Source organism: Lysinibacillus sp. GW821-FHT14F06, assembly GCF_058803665.1.
Genome location: NZ_JBXAPF010000003.1, coordinates 144,165 through 164,379 on the forward strand (window position 1 = coordinate 144,165; position 20,215 = coordinate 164,379).

Annotated in this window: 17 protein-coding genes, 1 other RNA gene and 1 other annotated feature; of the genes, 1 reads left to right on the plus strand and 17 read right to left on the minus strand. The window is 37.9% G+C overall.

Translation table 11 applies throughout. From position 1 onward, the window contains the following. Window positions 1–22: 22 nt before the first annotated feature. From AC1RNS_RS04425 to hisS, 12 genes are all read right to left on the minus strand, one after another. Window positions 23–1,351, minus strand: coding sequence for a PTS sugar transporter subunit IIC (locus tag AC1RNS_RS04425; RefSeq protein ID WP_492991057.1), 1,329 nt, complete (start codon window positions 1,349–1,351; stop codon window positions 23–25). 45 nt (window positions 1,352–1,396) lie between these two features. Next, a complete protein-coding gene (locus AC1RNS_RS04430) occupies window positions 1,397–1,717 on the minus strand; it encodes a PTS lactose/cellobiose transporter subunit IIA (RefSeq protein ID WP_492991058.1) in 321 nt (106 codons plus the stop codon). A gap of 13 nt (window positions 1,718–1,730) precedes the next feature. Further along, window positions 1,731–2,042, minus strand: a complete 312-nt coding sequence (locus AC1RNS_RS04435) for a PTS sugar transporter subunit IIB (RefSeq protein ID WP_492991059.1) — start codon at window positions 2,040–2,042, stop codon at window positions 1,731–1,733. A 262-nt stretch (window positions 2,043–2,304) separates the two neighbouring features. Beyond that, window positions 2,305–3,480 (minus strand): GNAT family N-acetyltransferase, encoded by a 1,176-nt coding sequence (locus AC1RNS_RS04440; protein WP_492991060.1) that lies wholly within the window; start codon window positions 3,478–3,480, stop codon window positions 2,305–2,307. Window positions 3,481–3,521: 41 nt separating this feature from the next. Continuing rightward, window positions 3,522–5,234: a phosphoenolpyruvate--protein phosphotransferase gene (gene ptsP / locus AC1RNS_RS04445; RefSeq protein ID WP_492991061.1), complete on the minus strand. Its 1,713-nt coding sequence runs from the start codon at window positions 5,232–5,234 to the stop codon at window positions 3,522–3,524. Beyond that, window positions 5,228–5,497, minus strand: coding sequence for an HPr family phosphocarrier protein (locus tag AC1RNS_RS04450; RefSeq protein WP_492991063.1), 270 nt, complete (start codon window positions 5,495–5,497; stop codon window positions 5,228–5,230). Before AC1RNS_RS04450 ends, ptsP begins: the two co-directional genes overlap by 7 nt. An 18-nt stretch (window positions 5,498–5,515) precedes the next feature. Beyond that, entirely contained in the window at window positions 5,516–6,235 is a 720-nt protein-coding gene (locus AC1RNS_RS04455) for a sugar isomerase domain-containing protein (protein ID WP_492991191.1), read from the minus strand. 4 nt (window positions 6,236–6,239) lie between these two features. Continuing rightward, the gene (locus AC1RNS_RS04460; protein WP_492991193.1) at window positions 6,240–6,962 is read right to left on the minus strand and encodes a GntR family transcriptional regulator; all 723 of its coding nucleotides are present in this window, start codon (window positions 6,960–6,962) and stop codon (window positions 6,240–6,242) included. Window positions 6,963–6,993: 31 nt separating this feature from the next. After that, a complete protein-coding gene (gene nagA, locus AC1RNS_RS04465) occupies window positions 6,994–8,151 on the minus strand; it encodes an N-acetylglucosamine-6-phosphate deacetylase (protein ID WP_492991065.1) in 1,158 nt (385 codons plus the stop codon). Between the two features lie 242 nt (window positions 8,152–8,393). Continuing rightward, window positions 8,394–8,594, minus strand: a non-coding RNA gene (gene ssrS / locus AC1RNS_RS04470) — 6S RNA. Between the two features lie 139 nt (window positions 8,595–8,733). Then, entirely contained in the window at window positions 8,734–10,503 is a 1,770-nt protein-coding gene (gene aspS, locus AC1RNS_RS04475) for an aspartate--tRNA ligase (RefSeq protein WP_492991066.1), read from the minus strand. Between the two features lie 194 nt (window positions 10,504–10,697). Further along, a complete protein-coding gene (gene hisS / locus AC1RNS_RS04480; protein ID WP_492991068.1) occupies window positions 10,698–11,966 on the minus strand; it encodes a histidine--tRNA ligase in 1,269 nt (422 codons plus the stop codon). A 149-nt stretch (window positions 11,967–12,115) separates the two neighbouring features. Beyond that, window positions 12,116–12,358: a binding site (T-box leader), on the minus strand. Window positions 12,359–12,522: 164 nt separating this feature from the next. On the opposite strand from hisS, the gene AC1RNS_RS04485 reads away from it, so the two are divergent. Beyond that, entirely contained in the window at window positions 12,523–14,094 is a 1,572-nt protein-coding gene (locus AC1RNS_RS04485; RefSeq protein ID WP_492991070.1) for an N-acetylmuramoyl-L-alanine amidase family protein, read from the plus strand. 58 nt (window positions 14,095–14,152) lie between these two features. Here AC1RNS_RS04485 and AC1RNS_RS04490 read toward each other — a convergent pair whose 3' ends face one another. From AC1RNS_RS04490 to AC1RNS_RS04510, 5 genes are all read right to left on the minus strand, one after another. Then, window positions 14,153–15,559 carry a YfcC family protein gene (locus AC1RNS_RS04490; RefSeq protein WP_492991072.1) on the minus strand — a complete coding sequence of 469 codons (1,407 nt, stop codon included), beginning with the start codon at window positions 15,557–15,559 and terminating at the stop codon, window positions 14,153–14,155. 153 nt (window positions 15,560–15,712) lie between these two features. Beyond that, window positions 15,713–17,026 (minus strand): MarR family transcriptional regulator, encoded by a 1,314-nt coding sequence (locus AC1RNS_RS04495; protein WP_492991073.1) that lies wholly within the window; start codon window positions 17,024–17,026, stop codon window positions 15,713–15,715. Window positions 17,027–17,138: 112 nt separating this feature from the next. Next, window positions 17,139–17,354 (minus strand): DUF2642 domain-containing protein, encoded by a 216-nt coding sequence (locus AC1RNS_RS04500; RefSeq protein ID WP_492991075.1) that lies wholly within the window; start codon window positions 17,352–17,354, stop codon window positions 17,139–17,141. A gap of 72 nt (window positions 17,355–17,426) precedes the next feature. Next, window positions 17,427–17,867: a D-aminoacyl-tRNA deacylase gene (gene dtd, locus AC1RNS_RS04505; protein ID WP_492991077.1), complete on the minus strand. Its 441-nt coding sequence runs from the start codon at window positions 17,865–17,867 to the stop codon at window positions 17,427–17,429. 68 nt (window positions 17,868–17,935) lie between these two features. Further along, complete coding sequence (locus AC1RNS_RS04510) at window positions 17,936–20,131, minus strand: RelA/SpoT family protein (protein WP_492991079.1); 2,196 nt, start codon at window positions 20,129–20,131, stop codon at window positions 17,936–17,938. Between the last annotated feature and the right edge of the window lie 84 nt (window positions 20,132–20,215).

The window sequence follows — 20,215 nt, forward strand, 5'->3', positions numbered from 1 at the left end:
AAATACCTCCGTTAATCAGTCATTACACTTCTACTTTTTGAATATTTGATTGTGTAACAGACTGTTGACTTTGAGCCTCCGCTTCAGCAGCTCGTTGCTCATTTTGTTTTGCCATACGATTTGCCATCGATAAGAATGGTAAATAGATACAGATAGCAACAGCAATTAGAACAATACTAAGCACTGCACCGCGCCATGATTGTGTTACTAAAAAACCATTAATAATAGGAGGTGTCGTCCATGGTGCAGCTATTGTCGCTGCTGGTACTAAGCCCCATTTAGTTGCAAAGAAGGCAATTGTGACATTGATCATAGGCGTTAAAATAAACGGCACAAATAGAATTGGATTTAAAACAATTGGTAAACCGAATAGCAATGGCTCATTAATGTTAAACAATCCTGGTGCTGCCGAGAGCTTACCGACCGTGTTATACTGTTTGTTCTTCCGCGCAATGATGAAAATAGCAATGATTAAGGCAATTGTAGTACCTGAACCACCCATATTGATAAATGCATCAAAGAATGGTTTATTAATAATATACGGTGCTACTTTACCTGCTGAAATGGCAGCAACATTTGCATCAATTGCTTGTAGATTAATCGATTGCATAAATGGTTCAATAATATTTGCCCCGTGAACACCAAACGACCATAAAAATGTTGGAATAAACGCTAAAATAAGACCTGCTACCCATGTATTTGTTAAGCCCATAAATGGCTCTTGAACAGCTGAATAAAATGTACCAATAATATCTGGAATATCAAAACCAGCAGAAATAATTGTACGTACTAATGCTATTAAACCAATTATAATAATTGCTGGTAGTAATGCGGCAAACGACTTTGAAACTGCTGGCGGTACTCCCGCAGGCATTTTTATTAAAAGCTTTGGATTGCCCGATAAACGTGAGAATAATTCAGCAGAAATTAAGGCTGTAATGAGGGCTACAAATATGCCGCCAGTACCTGTCGTTAGCCCTGTTAAGCCGCCCTCCCCAAATGTCCCAAAGGTCATGTAACTAGCAAGCCCTATCACACCACCAGATAACGCATCTTTGTCATAACTTTTTGTTAGGTGGTATGCTACGACAAATGCTAATAATAGTGAGATTATTCCAAATGTCGCACCCCAGATGTTGCCGCCAAACTGAGTCCAGGTTTCGTGCTTCCAAATGGAATCGAGTGCATTTTGATATAGCTCAAGAGGAAAAGTATTAATAAGCACAGCAAATGATCCAACAATTGTCAATGGCATGATTGTAATAAACCCATCACGAATGGCAACTAAATGACGTTGATTCCCTACTCTAGCAGCAACTGGCACAAATTTTTCTTCTAAAAAACGGAACATTTCACACACTCCCTTTATTTTTTATTTGGACATCAAAATTCGATGCTACTCCCCTTTGATTCGTTCATATAGCTCAATCATTTCTACAGCTAAATCACGAAATGTTATAGCATTCATTAAATGATCCTGAGCATGGATTAACAGCATGGATACTTCTACTTTTTCGCCCCTTGCCTCTTGTGACAATAAAGCTGTTTGAGAATGATGTGCTTCAATCAAAGCGTCATTGGCAAGCTTTATTTTGTCTTTTGCTTCAACAATCTGTCCTTTTTTTGCTAGCTGAATGGCTTCCATGCATTCACTCTTTGTATTTCCACTATGCACAATCAAGCCCATAACAGATGCCATTAAAGCAGTTTCTTCCATTGACTTTGCCCCCTTAACCAATTAGTGTTAACGCCTGTTTCAAGACATTTTCACCATTCATCATGCCGTAGTCAGCCATATTAATGACATCAATTGGAAAATTCATATCTTTAAATTTTTTTTCAAATGATCCCTTTAAGTACCGTACCTGAGGGCCTAATAAAAGCACGTCAGGCATTTTATTGGCTAATACTTTTTCAACTTCCCCCTCAGCAATTGCATAAATATCTGCCTCCATATTTTGATCCTGTGCAGCTTTTTGCATCTTTGACACTAATAAACTAGTACTCATTCCTGCTACACACACTAGCATAATATTTTTCATTTTCAGCACTCCCTTTAATTATTAAATGGTCTTTCTAATTAGCGAAAATTTGTTGTTTTCCAGCTTTGAAATCGCTTACTTAAGTTGAGAATAGCATCAATTGGTATATACCACAATATAATTTTTACACTATTTCCCTCGTTAGAAAATTGTTTCAAAAATTGGGCTATAACCTTCTTTCAGGCGAATAAAAGGATTCACCAAACTGGTATAGTCCAGAAAAAAGTTTAAAAAAAATTTTATAATTCATCTGTATAACCCATTAAAAATACTCGTAAAAGGCGGGTTTCTCAGTAGGTATTGCAAGCTGCCATCGCTCAACAAGCTCTTTTGTTGGCTGTTTATGGGCATATTCCACTGCTTCACTTACAGAAAGGTAGCCTATCATCATAGCAGAAAAAAGATTGATTGGTAATGCTAACATATGCATCGCAGGGATTGAATTTGTCTCTACAATTGAAACATTTCCATCTTTATTTATTTTAAAGATATGCTCATTCCATGCACAAAAGGAATCTTCTATACGCACATACAAGGGCTCTTGCATTTCCTGCCATGAATATTGCTGCATAAAAGAGAGAACATCCACTATTCGAATCATGACATCCTGAACAACCTCTCTTTTAAACTGTGGTTCTTTAAAATGAAAGCCAAAGTGATGGTCGCTAGAGGTAATTCCCTTAATGCTAGTAACACTTGCAGCATGTGATGTGACAAAGCGCCAAATTGCTTGTTCTGCCAGCAAATCCTCTGCTATAAAATCATGAATTTCAAATATTTCATTGTGTATCGTATAACGAATATAACCTGCTACATTATCAGAATTAAAGTAGGCTGCCAAATGACTGTCTGGCATCCTTCTCTCTATCCTTTGCCACCACGCATTATTTCGTAGCATACCCCCATTACGAGTAAGTGCCTGTACATTATGAAAATCCTTAATGTCACGATAAAGGCCATTATCTCGCCATTCAAAGCTCATGCGTTTAATAATATCTAGTTGTTTTCCAAAAGCAGGAAAAAGCATTTGTGGAATGGAATAATGTAGTTTTTCAAAAAATAGCTCCCAGCCAAAGTGACGATAAAAGGAAACAGAAAAAGGGGCTAAGACAGATAAGGATTGCCCGCTTTCTCTCATTTTCAATAGCGCTGCTGTCATTAGCTTTTTAATAATTCCCTGCTGCCGATATTCTGGATAGGTTGCTACAAAGCCAATTCCGCCCATAGCATAACTCTTACCATGTACAGTTATATTAAGAGGTAATATTAATAGCTGACCAACTACCTTCTGTGCATCATAAGCCCCGAGCGTTATGCTGTGCTCAATCCAGTATTGAAAATCCTCACGGCGTGCTCCTATATATTTATTAGGAAAACAATAATCTCTTAGTTGATGTACCTGACAATAATCTTCTGGTGGAATCATCTTTATATCCATAAAACAAATCACCCCTATTCAATACTGAATATTCTTGAAATTCACGGACTTAAGTGTCTTTGAACATACGCCTTCACCTCATCTGCTGTAGAAAGTAATAAAATGCGCTCAATGTGTAGCACTAATTGCTGCTTTGAAAGCTTAGCAATATGCGCTCTCGTTTTTAGAATAGAGGAGGCGCTCATTGAGAACTCATTTAATCCCAACCCTAGTAAAATCGGTATGGCTATTTCATCTGCTGCCATTTCACCACACATACCTACCCATTTACCTTGCTGATGGGCTGCATCAATAACGTTTTTAATTAATCTTAAAACGGCTGGATGGTATGGTTGGTATAAATAAGACACATTTTCATTCATGCGATCTGCCGCTAATGTGTATTGAATTAAATCATTTGTGCCAATTGAAAAAAAATCTACTTCCTTAGCAAATATGTCCGCTATAATGGCTGCTGATGGGATTTCAATCATTATGCCAAGCTCTACATTTTCAGCGACTAAATAGCCATTATTTTTTAAATGCTGCTGTTCCTCCAGAAGCATCGCTTTTGCTTTTAGAAATTCATCCAAAGTTGCAATCATTGGAAACATTATCTTTAAATGACCATAGGCACCTGCCCTTAATAATGCACGAAGCTGTACGCGGAAAATATCGTGCTGTGTTAAGCTAATTCGAATGGCTCGATAACCAAGAAAAGGGTTCATTTCTGCTGGTAGTTGTAAATAAGGCAGATGCTTATCACCACCGATATCTAAAGTTCGAACAATCGTTGGCTTTCCCTGCATTTTCTCAAGTACACTTTTATAAGCTTGAAACTGCTCCTCCTCTGAAGGTAGCTCCTGACGTCCCATATATAAAAATTCCGTTCGAAAAAGACCTACACCATCACCACCAGCATTTAGAATCATTTTTACATCCTCTGGTTTGCCAATATTACCAGCTATTTCTACAGCATATCCATCCGCGCTACAACTTGCCAAAGAACGGTACTGAAGAAGCTCTTTACACGCTGCTATGTGCTGTGTGTGCAGTTGCTTGTAAAAGCTGAATACTTCTGAGGTTGGGTTCACAATAATTTTGCCATTTGTGCCATCTAAAATAATCAAAGTTCCTTGTTGAATGACTTGTGTAGCATTTTTAGTTCCTACCACCGCTGGAATCTCTAATGTTCGTGCAAGTATAGCAGAATGCGATGTTTTACCACCTATATCCGTTATAAACCCCTTTACATACTTCGTATCTAGCATCGCTGTCATAGAGGGTGTTAAATCTTCTGCAACGATGATAACCTCAGAGGTTAAACGATTGATATCTACCATTTCAATGCCAAGCAAATGCCCTAATATTCGTTTAGAGACATCTCTGATATCTGCCACTCGCTCCTGCATATAAATATTGTCTATTCCCTCAAACATCTCGATATACATATTTGCCACTTCATCTAAGGCAGACTCTGCATTCACACCTGTTAGAATTTTCGACTCAACTGCTGCAATCATTTCTGGATCTTCTATCACTAATAAATGTGCTGCAAAAATCGTTGCCTTGTCTGCACCAAATTTGCCCTGAGCAATTTCGTAAATCTCTTGAAGCTCCTTTTTTGCCTTCCCCATAGCTGCCTTGAATCGTTCTAGTTCTTCTTGTACATCCAATACAGTTACTTTTTCAAACGATAAATCTGGATCCTTTAAACAATATGCCTTTGCAAAACTAATGCCATCAGACACAGCTATTCCCTGTATTTCTAGCATTCCTCACCAATTCCTTTAGAAATGAATACTTCTGTAACCGTTTGAAAAAGTTTCTCCGCATCAGGACCTTCTGCAAAAATTTCTACCATGCCTCCTGTAGCTACTCCCTGAGCCATAACCCCCATAATTGATTTTAAATTTACCGATTTCTCCTTATACGTTAAAGTAACATCACATTCAAATGGCGTAACAGCAGTTACAAGCAACGCTGCAGGTCTAGCATGTAGCCCCTCTGGTGCTGTTATTTTATACATCTTTTTCATCGATATCTCCCCCGTTTTTCAATTAAAGTCAATCCGATGTTGATAATTAGCCATCAAAACCTCATTATGAGATCGATTGGATTCAACATTATTGCTTTCAAATACTGGTAATACGCACCCTAAGCTTGCCATATTATTGATAACTTCACTAAATAACGCATTTAAAATAAATGCCCCAATCACTGTGGAAGCTGGTGCAAACTGTGTTTCATTGTAACTCAGTACCCCATCGCCTACTGGTGTATGTGTGTTTATCATAATATCCACTATTTCCTCTAAGCGTTTTCCACTTGCATGACGCGAGGGCTGATTATGATATTTAAGAGATTGGAGTGACATAACGAGTACTCCTGATTGTTTTGCTAGAAGTGCTGCATCAATAGGTGCAGGATTTCGCCCTGAAGTTGAGATAATGATACATACATCATTTTCATGAAAGTCAAATTGCTCCTTATACAGCTCTATAATCGTCGGATCCTTTTCATTTTTAGATGATGTTATAGCACCTGCATGTAATGTCAAAGCTTCAATGATAATTGGGCGTACAGGTACGAGACCACCCGCACGATAAAATGCATCCTGTGCTAAAAGTTGAGAATGACCACAACCAAATAATTGCACAATACCACCACGTTGAAGCCGTTGGACAATTAACTGCGCAGCTTCAGTTATTTGAGTATGTTCTTGCTCTTGTATGGTTTGCATTAACTTTTGTATTTCTTGAAAGTATACATGCATAGAATCACCTTTTAATTTCACTAATGAATTTGTATCGATCAGCTCGATAAGTACTACGCACAAGCTCAAACGGAACGCCCTCTGATAAATAACTTGTACGTTTAATAATTAAGACAGGTGCTGTATGATTAATTTGTAAAAATTTACTATCCTCTTTTGTAACAATAGCTGCCTCCATTTGTTGAATGGCATTTCCAATTTTTTGATGGAATTTTGCTTCAATCAAGGCATACAATGACCCCATAATTTTCTTTTCATCTAACTCTGGATACACTTTTACTGGAATATATGTTCTTTCGATTGCCATTGGCTTAGAATCCGCATTACGAATTCGAACTACAAAGAATACCTCTTCGCCAGGCTCTAACATTAAATCTCCAGCCACATCAACTGGAGGGACAATTTTTTCAAAGCGTAGAACTCTACTGCTAGGTTCCATCCCTCTTGCCCGCATATCCTCTGTGAAACTCGTTAATCCCTTTAATGGTTGCTCCAATTTTGGATTAGCTACGTAGGTGCCTCTTCCTTTTTCACGGTACAGTAAGCCACTATTCACTAAGTTTGTAATAGATTGACGAACAGTCATTCTACTGACATCAAATTGCGCTGAAAGCTCACGTTCAGAGGGAATGTTTTCCCCAATCTTGTATTCTTCTAAATAAATGCATTGCTTAATAATCTCTTCTATTTGTATATAGATAGGTATATGAGAATTTTTATCTAACAAGTCTTGCACCATCCTTATCATCTCTTTACTTTCATTTCTCAAATACAACTTTACCTTGACAAATAGTTTTTTGCACATTTAATTTTTCATCAAGTAATACAAAATCTGCATCATAACCTTCTGAGATACGCCCCTTAGTTGTAAGCTGTAATTGCTCAGCAGCATTTGTAGAGGACATTGCAACAATTTCCTGCCAGGAGCAATTTGTGATCGCTTTCATATTTTTCACCGCTTGTTCCATCGTTAACACGCTGCCAGCTAAAGCTCCATTAGATAAATGTGCCCCAGCCTTAGAAACATGAACAGTTTGCCCACCTAAATCAAAATCACCGTACTGTAAGCCTTTCGCCCGTATCGCATCGGTAATTAAAATTATTCCTTGAGCTCCCTTCGTCCGATACGCCAGCTTGACAGCCTGAGGATGACTATGCACAAAATCTGCAATGATTTCAACCTTAACACCATCTTCTACTAACACGCCTCCCACGACACCTGGATTGCGGTGATGAAAAGGACTCATTTGATTATATAAATGTGTAGCCTGCCTTACACCTAGTTCAACTGCCCTCTCTACATCCTCAATTGTGGCATCAGAATGACCTATAGAGGGAATTACATGTGAGCCCTTTAAGGATTTAAGAAAGGCAAAGCCTCCCTCTACTTCAGGTGCAATCGTTATTTGTTTGATGCGTTGGTTACTTATTTTTTGCCATGCTGCAAATTGCTCGATGGAGGGTAATATAATGTATTCAATTGGCTGAGCACCTGCCCTTTTTTTGGAAACATATGGGCCCTCTACATGGATTCCTAGTAAATCTGCTTCATCCTCACTATTTTCAAAAAGTGCAATATTGGCTAAAGCGCTTTCAATTGCTTCTACTGATTGTGTCATTGTAGTAGCAAGAAAGCCCGTTACACCCTCTTTTACTAAAGAACGGGCTATTTGATGTAAGGCAGATGGGGTAGCATCCATTGTATCGTGACCAGCAGAACCATGAATATGCATATCAATATAGCCAGGAAGTAAGAACCAATTTTTATCTTTGCCATCGATATAATGATCAGCACGATTGGATAATGCATGACTTATTTTTATGATCTTACCATTGTCAATCAGCAAGTCGCCTTTAAATGGCATCTTATCGTGATTGACTATCGTAACATTTGAAATCAATAGTGTCCCCTTCAATGAGTCACCCCCCTTTATTCCTTATGAAGGAGCATTGCTGAAGCAAACAAGCTACCAATCTTCATTTGGTATAGTTGTCTATACCAATTATATGCCGCTTTCACAAAAATAAAAAGTAATTTTTTCATATTTTCTAAATTTTTCTTTATGATTTGATTATTCACTAACTTATTGATGATATCATGCATTTTTGAGCAATAAAAAAAGAGCAGTACATGCTCCTTTTGTTTCATTATGTATTGACGAATCCCGATTGTGCCGTAATGCCAAGAAACATTCGTTTTGAACCCGCAATTCGCAGGGGGGTGCCCGCTTTGCAGTTTTAAACGTCCCGCTCCTTGTTAGGGCATGTTTGCGACTACAAAATGAAGGCTCCCAATTCTATAATGTTCGGTCAAAACTGTTAGGTAGAATCAGCAGATAAACAAACACATCAGGATTCGTATTACAGTTATCATAACATCATATTTCAGATAATTCAAACGATTTTTTCTTTTAAAATATAAATTCCTGCGAAAACGCAAAAAATACCTAGATTCTCAACATTTTTTGCTAGAGAATCCAGGTATTTAGAAGTACTAATTATTTTTTAAATGCCTTAATCGCTAAATTTAACTCATCCAACTGTTCTGAAGAAACAGCACTTGGCGCATTTGTTAATAAGCAGCTAGCACTTGCTGTTTTCGGGAATGCAATTGTGTCACGTAAATTGTTGCGGCCTGCTAGTATCATGACAAAGCGGTCAAGACCAAATGCTAGACCTGCATGTGGTGGCACACCGTATTCAAACGCTTCTAATAGGTAGCCAAATTGTGCTTTTGCTTCCTCTTCTGCGAAACCAAGTAATGCAAACATTTTTTCCTGTAACTCACGTTCATAAATACGAAGTGAGCCTCCACCAAGCTCATAGCCGTTTAATACGATATCGTATGCTTGTGCACGAACAGCGGACGGATCAGTTTCCATTAAAGGAATATCTTCATCAAATGGACGTGTAAACGGATGATGTGCTGCTTTGTAGCGGCCATCTTCCTCAGAGTATTCCAATAGTGGCCAATCTGTAATCCATAGGAAAGCAAATTGTGATTCATCAATCAAGTCTAAGTCATGGCCTAATTTCGTACGAAGTGCACCAAGAGAAGCGGCTACAACAGATGCTTGATCAGCAACAAATACTAGAATATCCCCAACCTCCGCTTTCATACGCTCAATTAACGCACTTGCTAATGCCTCGTCAAAGAATTTCGCAATCGGACCATTTAAGCCTTCCTCTGTTACCTTTAACCAAGCAAGACCTTTTGCTCCATATATACCGACGAATTTTGTTAACTCATCCATATCTTTACGTGAGTATCTATCTGCGGCACCTTTAATATTAATACTTTTTACTTGTTTTCCTTGTGCTACTGTATCAGCAAATACTTTAAAACCACAGCCATCAAAAATATCGTTTAAAGCAACAAGCTCTAAGCCAAAACGTACGTCAGGTTTATCTGAGCCGTAGCGGTCCATTGCCTCTTGATATTTCATGCGTTGGAACGGAGCAGGAATATCAATACCCTTAACTTCCTTCATAACAGCCTGGATTAAGCGTTCATTCATTTCTAAAATCTCTTCTTGTGTTAAAAAGCTTGTTTCAATATCGACCTGTGTAAACTCTGGCTGACGGTCAGCGCGCAGGTCCTCATCACGGAAGCAACGTGCGATTTGGAAGTATTTCTCAAAGCCTGCCACCATTAATAACTGCTTAAATAGCTGTGGTGATTGTGGCAATGCATAAAATTCACCTTCATGGACACGTGATGGAACTAAATAGTCACGAGCTCCCTCTGGAGAAGATTTTGTTAAAATTGGTGTCTCCACTTCTAGGAAGTCTTCATTTTGTAAGAAATTACGAATTGTACGTGTTACATCTGAACGCAGCTTGAATGTTTCATACATAACTGGACGACGAAGGTCTAAATAACGGTATTTTAAACGTAAATCTTCTGAAACATCCGTACGGTCTTCGATTTGGAATGGCGGTGTTTTTGCTGTATTGATTACAATTAATGTTGATGCCTCTACCTCAATTTTTCCATTTGGCACATTTGGATTAATTTGATCTTCTGCTCGAAGGATAACTGTTCCTTCCACTTCAATGACATATTCACTACGTACTTTATCTGCTAAAGCATGTGCCTCAGCAACATCAGGACTAAAAACAACCTGTGTGATACCAGTACGATCACGTAAATCAATAAAAATTAAACCACCTAGGTCACGGCGGCGTTGTACCCAACCTTTTAATACGACTTTTTCGCCTTGTAACGCTTCTGATAATTCGTTACTAGCATGTGTTCTTGTAGCCATTTTAACAATTCCTCCAAATGATTTATTTACTTATGTAGTATACATTTCCTACTAAGTAGTGAATTGCTGCCAAGGAATCTTCGTTTTTTGTTAAACATTATCTATCCAAAATGAAATGTATGTTTCATCAGTAATTGGACAGATAATACCTTTGTCTATCAATTCCGATCTTGGCAATATGATGATGTTTGTGTTCATTTTTGTTTTAATAGGTAATTTACTAATTCTGAGAAAGCGACTTTATGTTGTTCGCCTGATTCCATATGTTTAACAGCAGCCACTTGCTCTTCAAGCTCTGTTTCGCCTAGAACAATCGTATATTGTGCACCTAAACGGTCAGCGGATTTCATTTGTGCCTTCATTTTGCGATCCAAGTAATCCATCTCAGTAGCAATGCCCTTAGCACGGAAGGTACTCGTTAATTCAACCGCTTTTAGCTTCGCTTCATCACCCATTGCAATCATATAAACATCAAGACCTGATGCTGTGTCTAATTCAACTCCCTCAGCTTCAAGAGCTAGTAAAAGACGCTCAATACTTAATGCAAAACCGATTCCTGGTACATCTGGACCACCAATTTCTTCGACTAGCCCATTGTAGCGCCCTCCACCACAAAGAGTCGTAATGGCACCAAAGCCAGAAGCTGTTGACATAATTTCAAATGTTGTATGATTGTAATAGTCAAGACCTCTTACAAGATTTGGATCAACCTCATATGAAATACCTAAAATGTCCAAATATGCTTTAACTTGAGCGAAATAGGCTGCTGATTCCTCAGTTAGGAAATCTGTTAATGCTGGAGCAGATTTCATTAATGGATGCTCACGGTCCACTTTACAGTCTAAGATACGCAATGGGTTTTTTTGTAATCGATTTTGACAATCTGTACAAAATTCATGAATATGTGGCTCAAAATGCTGGAGCAGTGCCGTACGATGTGTTTCGCGTGTAACTTTATCTCCAAGTGAGTTGATGACTAATTTTAAATCCTTTAAGCCTACTGATTCATAGACATCCATGGCTAGTGCAATCACTTCGGCATCAATAGCTGGATCAGCTGAACCAATTGCCTCCACACCAAATTGAACAAATTGACGATAACGTCCAGCTTGTTGACGCTCATAACGAAACATTGGTCCTAAATAAGATAGCTTAACTGGCTGATCAGGTGCACCGAACATTTTATGCTCAACATAGGCACGGACTACACCAGCTGTATTTTCAGGACGTAGCGTTAATGAACGCCCTCCACGATCCTCAAAGGTATACATTTCTTTTTGTACTACATCAGTTGTTTCACCAACACCACGTGCAAATAAATCTGTTTGCTCAAAAATAGGTGTACGGATTTCGTTATAACGATAAACATGACAAATATCTCGAATAATCGCTTCGACTTTTTGCCATTTTTCTGATTGACCCGGCAATATATCCTGCGTCCCACGTGGTACTTTAAAACTCATATAACTACCTCCTCTATTGATTGCTTATGATAGATTTTTGAGTGCCTGCTCGTTTAAACGGTGTTTTTTCACTATGTTTAGGGCTTCCTCTCCAAATTGAGCGACTCCAATTTTTTAGAAACAAAAAAGCTCTCGCCACCTTGCATATTGCAAGGGACGAGAGCTATAGAAGCTTCCGCGGTTCCACCCTAGTTGACGCGCCTAACAACGAGCGTCCTCCTCATAATCGGATAACGGCCGATTCCGTTTTTCCCTACTAAGTTTTACTTTTCAGAAAAAAGCCTCTCAAGTGTTGTTCACGTTATACATTTTTGCAGGAAAGATTGCAGCCTAGGTCTTTCCCTCTCTTTTCCAATAGAGGTATACGCTACTTGCTTGGTCATAAGCAGTAAATCATTTTTTGATTACCCTTTATGTTAGTCACAACGAAAGATAATGTCAACTGTTTTTGTATTTTTCACGAAACAGTTGCGAAAACAGCAAATTCCATTACCATTTTCCCACGAATTCTATTACTAAAGCATGGTAAAATAGCACAAGGAATAGGAGGAATTTGATGAGGACAAAACTTTTACATATCATGATCATCTTCTTGCTAATGTTAACGATTGCCATTCCAAGTAAAATTAATGTTCAAAGTGCATTTGCCGACACCAGTGATTTAAAAGTGACGGGGACGATTCTTCATTTACGTGAGGGACCGGGACTGTCTTATCCTATTATTACGACGTTAGAAGAAGGTGATTCCTTAACTTCTATTGGTCGAGAAGGAGACTGGATTCAAGTAAAATCTGGCAATGACGAAGGATGGGTAGCCTCATGGCTAACTGCTCCTATAAATGCTAAACAAACAATTGATAAAACCGTCATCTCACAGGTTGATCGTCTTAATATTCGCACGGAACCTGACATTTCTTCTGCAGTTCTTGGACAACTTTCAACGGGTAAGCAAGCTAATCTGATTGAAGAAAGCGGCGAATGGGCGAAAATTGATTGGAACGGGCTAGTTGGCTGGGTTTCGACAGATTATGTTACCATTAATAATAAACCTGAGAAAAAAACTGATTCGGAAAAACCTGTCATTGAGGTATCTACAAAAAAGGTGAACAAGGATACAACTTTTACAGTGTTAGTGGATACATTGAATGTTCGAAAAAAGCCCGATTTAAATGCGAAAAAAGTAGGTTCTGTTAAAAAGGGAAAAGCCTTTAAGGTATTAGCCCAAGAACATAACTGGGTACAAATTCAGTACAGCAATAAAATAACTGGCTGGGTATATAGTTTTTATGGCACATTTTCAAATGTAGAAAAAACCAAATCTACATCTTCCTCAGCTACAGAGCTGGAATCTGTAACAATTATCTATAATGGGACAAACCTACGGACAGATGCTACTACAACGGCTGAAGTTGTAGAACGTGTAGATGCAGGCAAAAGCTACCCTATTGTAGGTGCGAAAGATGATTTTTATGAAATACAATTAGATAACAAAACTGCATTTGTAGCGAACTGGGTCGTTACAACTACCTCCAATAAAGCTATGACGAACAAAAAAAATACATCTGAGCCTCGTAAAAAAGGAACGTTAAATGGGCTTACAATTGTTGTTGATGCAGGACATGGTGGAAATGATCATGGTACTACTGGTCAACGAGGTACTGATGAGAAGGAAATCACGTTGAAAACTGCTTCTCTACTTGCCTCAAAGTTGAGTGCAGCTGGTGCCAATGTAGTGATGACTAGAGAATCGGATGAATATGTAGCACTTCGAAAACGTGTCTCAATAGCCCATCAGCATGAGGCAGATGCTTTTATTAGTATTCATTACGATGCGACAGATGATAGCTCTATTAATGGCTTTACATCATACTATTTGAACAGTAATCAAAAGACCCTTGCTGAGGCCATTCATAATGGGCTATCTAGTAAAATTGATTTAAGGGATCGTGGGGCCCAGCTAGGGAATTTCTTAGTGCTCCGAGAAAATCGACAAAAGGCTGTCCTTATTGAATTAGGCTTCTTAAGTAATGCAAGTGAGGAGCGTGTCGTTACAACCGCAAAATTCCGGGAACAAGCAAGTCTGGGGATTTATCAAGGCATCTTGAATTATTTTAATGAAAGCGATTAAAAATCAAAAAGCTGTGTAGAAAGAAGATAATCATCTACTTTTCTGCACAGCTTTTCTTTTAAGAGATTCCCAATGCGACAGCCGCAATTAATGCAATACAGGCTATGACAGCCCAGCCAAGAATCATCTTCCAAATAAATTTAATCCATTTTTCATACGGAATACCTGCCACAGCCAAGTATGCCATCAATGCCGATGAAGTAGGAATAATAGAGTTTGTTAATGAATCCCCATATTGGAAAGCTAAAACAGCAACTTGACGCTCTAAACCTAGTAAATCTGTAATTGGAATCATAATTGGCATTGTTGCCGCTGCCTGACCGCTACCTGATGAAATAAACAAGTTTAAGAGGGCTTGAATTAATAACATCCCAATCGCACTGATGGAATGTGGCAAATGACCAATCGTTTCAGATGCAGCATAAACAATTGTATCAATAATTTTTCCTTGCTCAAGCACAACTGTAATGGCACGAGCAAATCCTACAATAAGCGCACCAAAAGTAACAGCCTTAGCCCCATCAATAAAGGAATCAAAAATTGTTCCCGGTTTTAATCCTCCTAAAAGACCAGCAAGTAAACCCATAATTAAAAAGGATGCCGTTAATTGTGTTAAAAACCAGCCCCAGTTAAAGACTCCATAAATATTAAATCCAATACCACAAGCCATCGCAATGAACACTAATTTATGTTTCCCTGTTAAGGTTGGCATAGCAATTGTAGAAAGATTTGATTTAGCCTTCTGTTCAATGTCATAAATAACACTTGCCTGCGGATTCTTTTTGACTTTAAAGGCGTAGCGCGATACATAGAAAATCGCAAAGCCTAATACAAACACATATACAACTGCACGGAAGCCAATCCCTGAAAATAAAGGTACATCAGCTAAAGATTGTGCAACCCCTACTGTAAATGGATTGAGCATTCCTCCAAAGAAACCACTAGCAGCACCAAGCGTAATCATAGCTGTTCCAGTGATTGCATCAAACCCCATTGCACGGGCAATTGCTACCCCGATTGGCACAAAAATAATTGTTTCCTCTGCCATTCCCATCGTGAAACCGCCAACAGAGAATAAAATCATTGATAATGGAATAAGCAGTTTCTCTCTGCCTTCTAATGCTTTTACACCCTTATAAACACCCGCTTCTATCGCACCAGTAGCACGAATAATTCCAAATACTCCGCTTACTAGGAAAATATAAAATATAATCTGGGCTCCTTTTTCTAGCCCCATTGGAATGGCTGTAAACATTTCAAAAAATGATACGGGATCACTCTCGATATGATGATAGCTTCCATCTACAACCAGCATTCGACCTTCCTTGTCCTCTACACGGTCAAATTCCCCCGCTGGAATAATATAACTTAAAATACCCGCAAGAAAAATAATAGCAAAAATGATCGTATATGTATGAGGTACCTTTAGCCAGCTTTTCTTTTTAACAATTTGTTCATTTTCCATTTCTCCACCCACTTATCTTCAATAATTTAGACATTAGCGTTTTTTCAATTGCATGGATATTCCTCCTTTTAAATTTTGTCGCTATATGTCGTTTAATTGAAAATAAATATACAATAGTTCAAATTTATTGTAAAGTATTAATTTTCTATCATTTCAGATCTTTAATAGATTAGTTGCTTTATATAACTTTCGCGGGCGACCTTGATGGTATGGATGCTCTTCACCTGATAATACAAGATATTTTTGCTCGATTAATCGATTAATCATTCGTTCTGCTGATCGACGAGAAAGATTTAAATACATTGCTAATTCTGTTGCAGAAAAAGGTCTATTATTATTTAACTTATTAAATTGCCTAATTAAATTTAAATTTTTAGCACTCATTTTTAATTTTTCAGCAATCTCTAAAATATGCTGATCATTATTCGATAATGCTATGTTTTTATTATTTTCAAATAATGGTCCATGAAGTCGATTTTCTTCATCAACTAGGCACAAAACAGAGGAATGCTCGTCAAATTTTGTTGTAAAAAACAATGCTTGGGAGGCATGTGACTCAGCTTCATGTAATGAATATCCAAACCCTATTCCAATACGAAAAGACGTTTCGAATTGTACTTCAAACTGATTCATTAACGATGTTAAATAGATCCTATCAAGTGTTTCAATCGCTCCTCTTGTAGAAAAAATTAAGTAGGGCTCTTGAAGGGATTGAGCTATCCTTGCATGAAACGTTTTACATACTTTTTCTAAATTCTCCATCCATAATTGTTTATTAGCAATAGAATTCTCTCTGCTGCGAATTGAAACAACTGCAATTTGTGATGAAATTAACAGGGTGTTTTTATAGGTATTTAGGGCTTTATTTACCGTTGATATAAAAGTCTGTTTCCTTTCGACCATATAGCTCGCTGGGATTCCTGCTTGTTGTAACGCTTCATAAACAGCATGTAAGCTAGTAAGTGCCAGCTCTGTTTTTCCTGCTTTATATAACTCCTTATGGAAAGTTATATAGTCATCAATCTGAAAGTGATCTATTTTTTCATTTTGATCGTACACCCAAGCATAATCTATTGCATGCATCTCTGGAGACTGTATAATATCTGCCTCTTTTAAAACTTGATATAGAGTATTTATTTTAGGTAAATCAATGGACATATTGGATAATTTCACCTTTTGGTTATGTTGTATAGATAGCAATGATAGGGATAATGTTAATTCATCAAAGGGAATATAGACTGCTTGAATCTGTTTAGCTTTTATTTTATCCATACAGTAATAATAGGAAATCGAGCCAGCAAATAATAAGATTTCTGCATGGGCGGCTGCCTTATCAATCAATTCAATACTTTGCTCAGGTACCATGTAAGGAAAATGAATAAATTGCACTTGAGGAAACGCGGAAAAGTTTTGTTTTATGTTATTCCAAAAAAATAATGAACCAAGTACGGCTATCCTTTGCATCATTTTACCTCCCCTTTCTAAATGGCGAAATTTTTAGATAATTATACAATAAAAATAGCTTTCCAACATGAAAAAAACCTCCAGTCACGTATTGTGAATTGAAGGTTTTACTCATTTATTTTTTAACTGTTGCCAAGGTAACCCATACAATTTCCTCCAAACGAATGAAGAAAGGCGTACGACTAATCTCTACAACGATATGGTCAGGTAATACTGAGGCTAATACACCTTGCTGAATATTTTTTTCGGTTTGTACTACAATAGCCTGACCAATCATCATGTTAAGAGTTTCGTATAAATATGGATTTGATATGCTTCCCATCTTCGTCATCTTTAAGACACTTCCTTCCTACAAAACTAACCATACTTTATAGTGTATGAAGGAAATATAGGAAATGTACCATTATTTTGACTCAAGAAGTATAGTAACTGGGCCATCATTTGTAAATGCAACGTCCATCATCGCACCAAATATACCTGTCTCCACTTGTAAACCGTGTAAACGTAAGGCATCATTAAAAGCCTGCCATAACGGCTCCGCAACTTCTGGTCTAGCTGCATCTATAAAACTTGGCCGATTCCCCTTTTTTGCATCCCCATACAATGTAAATTGTGAGACGGATAGTATAGCCCCTCCATGCTCTAAAATAGAATGGTTCATTTTTCCATCAGCATCTTCCCAAAGGCGGAGATTAGCTATCTTTTTGGCTAAATAGTTAACATCCTCTTGTGTATCTTCATGTGTAATTCCTACCAAAAGGACATAACCATTATCAATAGCGCCTGTTACTTTCCCGTCAACCGTAACAGTGGCCGCTTTACTACGTTGTAAAACTACTTTCATTCTTTAAAACCTCAATTCTATCGTTGTAACTTTCCATAAACAAGAAAGTTAATCCAACCAAGGACTTTTTAATTAATCACACGTTGCACTGAATAAATATCTGGAGTTTGTTTAATACGTTCTACAACTTTATGCAAATGTGAAATATTTGAAATAGATATTGTTAAATGAATAGTGGCCATTTTTTCACGATCAGCACGACCACTGACAGCTAAAATATTCGTTTTCGTTTCACTAACAATTTGCATAATTTCATTTAATATACCTGGTCGATCAAAGGCTGATACTTCAATATCAACTGGGTATTCCTTTTTCTCAGGAGCTAGCCCATTTTCCCACTCAACCTCAATCAAACGTTCCTGCTCATCCTCTATTTGAATGTTAGGACAATCTGCACGGTGAACTGAAACACCTCTACCTTTCGTAATAAAGCCAACAATGTCGTCTCCAGGCACAGGTGTACAACAACGCGAAAGTCGAATAAGCATATTGTCAATCCCTTTTACAATAACACCTGATTCTGTGCGTTTTTGTGGAACATGATTTTTCATTTTTTGCTCGATTTTCTCAAGTGCTTCTTCCTGTTCACGCTCTTTACGGCGTTTTTCAGCTAATCGATTAACAACTTGCTGTGCAGTAATACCATTAACACCAACAGCTGCATATAAATCCTCTTCGTTTGTGTAGTTAAATTTGTCGCAAACACGTTTTAAATTCTCAGCTGACATGGTTTCCTTCATGTCATAATCTTGTGCACGGATTTCCTTTTCAATCATCTCTTTGCCTTTGATAATATTTTCTTCACGAAGATGACGTTTGAAAAACTGTTTTATTTTATTTTTTGCCTGTGAGGATTGCGCTATTTTAAGCCAATCACGACTCGGACCAAAAGATTGCTTAGAGGTTAAGATTTCAATGATATCTCCCGTTTTTAATGGTGTATCAAGCGGTACCATTTTACCATTGATTTTTGCGCCAATTGTACGATTTCCGACTTCTGAATGCACACGGTATGCGAAGTCGATAGGTACAGAACCTGCTGGTAATTCAATGACATCTCCTTCAGGCGTGAATACATAAACCATATCAGAAAATAAATCAAATTTTAAGGACTCCATAAATTCCTCAGCATTTGAGGATTCATTTTGAAACTCTAATATTTCACGGAACCATGTTAATTTTTGATCAACATTTTGTTTTTCAGTATCAATCTTTTTACCTTCTTTATAGGCCCAATGTGCAGCAATCCCATATTCAGCAATCTTATGCATTTCCTTTGTACGAATTTGCACCTCTAATGGGTCCCCATAAGGGCCAATTACAGTCGTATGCAGTGATTGATAAAGGTTTTGCTTGGGCATTGCAATATAATCCTTAAAGCGTCCAGGCATCGGTTTCCATAGCGTATGCACGATTCCCAGAACAGCATAGCAATCTTTAATACTATCGACCAATACACGAATGGCTAATAAATCATAAATCTCATTAAATTGTTTTTTTTGTAACACCATTTTGCGGTAGATGCTGTAGATGTGTTTTGGACGACCATAAATATCTGCATCAATTTCGACCTCTGTAAGCTGTGACTTCATCTCAGCCATAACATTTTCTAAATAGGCCTCACGTTCATCGCGTTTTTTCTTCATTAGACTAACAATGCGGTAATATTGCTGTGGATTTAAATAACGAAGAGCTGTATCCTCAAGCTCCCATTTAACTGTCGAAATTCCAAGACGATGCGCAAGTGGTGCAAAAATTTCAAGCGTCTCTTTGGAGATACGGCGTTGCTTTTCAGCAGGCAAATGCTTAAGCGTCCGCATATTGTGTAGACGGTCAGCCAGTTTAATTAAAATGACACGGATATCCTGTGCCATAGCAACAAACATTTTACGATGATTTTCTGCTTGCTGCGCTTCTTTTGATAAATATTTAATTTTCCCCAGCTTTGTCACGCCATCAACAAGCATTGCAACCTCTTCGCCGAATTCACGAACTAAATCGTCGCGCGTAAAATCTGTATCCTCGACAACATCATGTAAAAAACCAGCCGCAACTGTTTCAGGGTCCATTTGTAACTCAGCTAAAATACCAGCTACTTGCACTGGGTGAATAATATACGGTTCACCTGAGCTTCGGAATTGCTCAATATGGGCATTCCTCGCTAATTCATACGCTTTTTTCACGAATGCGACATTTTCATCATTCATGTAGGATTTGACTAACTCAAATACGTCCTCAGGAGTCAAAATTTGCTCTTTCGCCATAACATGTCCACCTTGCTCGTCAAATTTTTCAGATTAGATATAAATTTAATTGTATAAAATATTGTAGCCTATTGTAAAGTGACT

Coding starts and splice junctions, on each gene's coding strand:
- AC1RNS_RS04425 (WP_492991057.1), bottom strand. CDS start 1,351: ATGTTCCGTTTTTTAGAAGAAAAATTTGTGCCAGTTGCTGCTAGAGTA.
- AC1RNS_RS04430 (WP_492991058.1), bottom strand. CDS start 1,717: ATGGAAGAAACTGCTTTAATGGCATCTGTTATGGGCTTGATTGTGCAT.
- AC1RNS_RS04435 (WP_492991059.1), bottom strand. CDS start 2,042: ATGAAAAATATTATGCTAGTGTGTGTAGCAGGAATGAGTACTAGTTTA.
- AC1RNS_RS04440 (WP_492991060.1), bottom strand. CDS start 3,480: ATGGATATAAAGATGATTCCACCAGAAGATTATTGTCAGGTACATCAA.
- ptsP (WP_492991061.1), bottom strand. CDS start 5,234: ATGCTAGAAATACAGGGAATAGCTGTGTCTGATGGCATTAGTTTTGCA.
- AC1RNS_RS04450 (WP_492991063.1), bottom strand. CDS start 5,497: ATGAAAAAGATGTATAAAATAACAGCACCAGAGGGGCTACATGCTAGA.
- AC1RNS_RS04455 (WP_492991191.1), bottom strand. CDS start 6,235: ATGCATGTATACTTTCAAGAAATACAAAAGTTAATGCAAACCATACAA.
- aspS (WP_492991066.1), bottom strand. CDS start 10,503: ATGGCTACAAGAACACATGCTAGTAACGAATTATCAGAAGCGTTACAA.
- hisS (WP_492991068.1), bottom strand. CDS start 11,966: ATGAGTTTTAAAGTACCACGTGGGACGCAGGATATATTGCCGGGTCAA.
- AC1RNS_RS04485 (WP_492991070.1), top strand. CDS start 12,523: ATGAGGACAAAACTTTTACATATCATGATCATCTTCTTGCTAATGTTA.
- AC1RNS_RS04490 (WP_492991072.1), bottom strand. CDS start 15,559: ATGGAAAATGAACAAATTGTTAAAAAGAAAAGCTGGCTAAAGGTACCT.
- AC1RNS_RS04495 (WP_492991073.1), bottom strand. CDS start 17,026: ATGATGCAAAGGATAGCCGTACTTGGTTCATTATTTTTTTGGAATAAC.
- AC1RNS_RS04500 (WP_492991075.1), bottom strand. CDS start 17,354: ATGACGAAGATGGGAAGCATATCAAATCCATATTTATACGAAACTCTT.
- dtd (WP_492991077.1), bottom strand. CDS start 17,867: ATGAAAGTAGTTTTACAACGTAGTAAAGCGGCCACTGTTACGGTTGAC.
- AC1RNS_RS04510 (WP_492991079.1), bottom strand. CDS start 20,131: ATGGCGAAAGAGCAAATTTTGACTCCTGAGGACGTATTTGAGTTAGTC.